Origin of the sequence: Pseudomonas atagonensis (assembly GCF_011369485.1) — a bacterium.
Lineage (GTDB): Bacteria > Pseudomonadota > Gammaproteobacteria > Pseudomonadales > Pseudomonadaceae > Aquipseudomonas > Aquipseudomonas atagonensis.
On sequence record NZ_VXCA01000072.1, the window covers coordinates 1 to 1,808 of the forward strand.

Annotated in this window: 4 protein-coding genes; 2 read left to right on the top strand and 2 right to left on the bottom strand. The window is 60.5% G+C overall.

What is annotated here, in order from left to right:
• The coding region (locus F2P67_RS27535; protein WP_166226403.1) for an AraC family ligand binding domain-containing protein at positions 1-578 on the bottom strand (578 nt) is incomplete at its 3' end.
• Positions 579-714: 136 nt separating this feature from the next.
• Here F2P67_RS27535 and F2P67_RS27540 point away from each other — a divergent pair.
• Together F2P67_RS27540 and F2P67_RS27545 are read left to right on the top strand one after the other, a co-directional pair.
• On the top strand, positions 715-942 hold the full coding sequence (locus F2P67_RS27540; RefSeq protein WP_166226406.1) for a DUF6555 family protein: 228 nt from the start codon (positions 715-717) through the stop codon (positions 940-942).
• Positions 943-981: 39 nt separating this feature from the next.
• The gene (locus tag F2P67_RS27545) at positions 982-1,254 is read left to right on the top strand and encodes a hypothetical protein (RefSeq protein ID WP_166226409.1); all 273 of its coding nucleotides are present in this window, start codon (positions 982-984) and stop codon (positions 1,252-1,254) included.
• A gap of 22 nt (positions 1,255-1,276) precedes the next feature.
• On the opposite strand, the gene F2P67_RS27550 is transcribed toward F2P67_RS27545, so the two are convergent.
• Positions 1,277-1,444, bottom strand: a complete 168-nt coding sequence (locus F2P67_RS27550; protein WP_103307310.1) for a metallothionein — start codon at positions 1,442-1,444, stop codon at positions 1,277-1,279.
• Positions 1,445-1,808: the final 364 nt, after the last annotated feature.

Here is a 1,808-nt window from a genome sequence, read left to right on the forward strand (position 1 = left end):
GCCAGTGTGCGCACACTGGCCCCGGCGTTTTCGGCATGCTGCTCGAAAGGAATGTCCAGCGACGGTGCGGCCATCACCGCCTGACACAGGTTCATCAAACGTCGATCGGAATCGTCCGGCAGTGGGATCTTCAACTGTGAGCGCCGGGCCCGTTTCAGCTCCAGCAACGCCAGCCCGACCAGCGCCTCGTAATACCCCGGATCACCGCTGTCGCCCTGCCCCACCAGCCCGACGATCAACTCGCGCAACAATCCACCGACCTCGATCACCTGCACCGTCTCATCCAGCGTCGCCGCCAACGCCGGGCGCAGGTAGATATTGCGCATCTGCAAATCCGACACCACACGAATCCCGTGCGGCACTCCCGGCGGCAACCACACCGCCCGCTGCGGCGGCACCACCAGCGCTTCATGCGGGGTCTCGACCCACATCACCCCGCTCATCGCATACAACAACTGCCCCCAGACATGCTCGTGCGGCTCGATAAACAGCCCGCGCGGATAGGTCCGCGCCAGCGGCTGCACCGGGACGTCGGTATCACTGAGATCAGGGGGTGTGGCGAGGGCCATGGCGAGCATTCATTGGGGTTGGCAGAAGCCGCATGGTAACCAGTGCACCCCGGCGCCGCCAACGATAGATACCGTCGGACAATCCGAATGAATTTTCGCGCCACGCCGCGATCCCTCTAATACCACAGGGAGGAATACGGGCTTTATGAACAACGCAAAACTCTATGTCATCGAATACACCCTTCACGGCGCGCCCAAGTCGTTCATTATCCGCTCGGACAAAATGGACAACGCCGAGGCGTGGCACTGGGCGAGTTGCGACGCCGGCGTGGGTCGAATCCCGCGCTTCGGCCGGGAGAAAGTGCAGAAGACCAGCAAACCGATGGCAGAAAAATTCGGTGTGGAAAACGTTGTCTGGCGACCGGCGAGCTAAGCTCTGCGGGACCATCAGGATCATTCGGGGGAATGCACAATGACCAACATCAGCAGTCCGGCGCAGCTTGATTACGGCCTGGACACGTTGTTCGGACGCATCACCAAAAGCGTGGACTGTCGAGTGGGTCTGGAAGCCGTCGAAGACGATCCCTATCGTTTTGCCCTGCGCGTGCCGGCACCGCTACCGGAAAACCTCGACCAGGCGAAAACCGTCGTGGTCAGGGTCGAAGGTCGACGGCTGCAAGGCACTGTGCGGCATACCGAGCGGCTGGAAGATGAAAGCCTGAAACTGGAAGTGGAGCCTGATTAGGCTCCACTTTTTTTGCATGCCGTTATTTTGGATGGGCGCAGTGACAGCCTTTGCTTGAACACTCTTCACCACTTTTGTGGTGGTGAGCGCAGGCTTCGCAGCAGTAGTGTTTGCCGTGCACGGCGTAGGAATGGTCGCCTTCCTTGATTGTGCATTTGCATCCGGGACAATCGCATTTTCTATCGGGCATGGGACTGACTCCTTGGGTGGTGGTTGTCTGGGGCTTTGGGGCAAGCCGTAGAAACCAGTGTAGGAGCTAGCCGAGGCTGTGAGCTTTTGATTTTTGGGGCATTTGGTTTTTGTGGGCATATCCGTTGCTCCGGGTGTTGCCGCTGGCGGTTCGCGGGCATATCCGTTGCTTCGGGTGTTGCCGCTGGCGGTTCGGGGGGCATATCCGTTGCTTCGGGTGTTGCCGCTGGTGGTTCGCGGGCATATCCGTTGCTTCGGGTGTTGCCGCTGGCGGTTCGCGGGCATATCCGTTTCTGCGGGTGCTGCCGCTGGCGGTTCGCGGGCATATCCGTTGCTTCGGGTGCTGCCGCTGGCGGTTTCGCGGG

Excerpts from the sequence above, each read along its gene's own strand:
- F2P67_RS27540 (WP_166226406.1), top strand. The coding sequence starts at position 715 with ATGAACAACGCAAAACTCTATGTCATCGAATACACCCTTCACGGCGCG.
- F2P67_RS27545 (WP_166226409.1), top strand. The coding sequence starts at position 982 with ATGACCAACATCAGCAGTCCGGCGCAGCTTGATTACGGCCTGGACACG.
- F2P67_RS27550 (WP_103307310.1), bottom strand. The coding sequence starts at position 1,444 with ATGCCCGATAGAAAATGCGATTGTCCCGGATGCAAATGCACAATCAAG.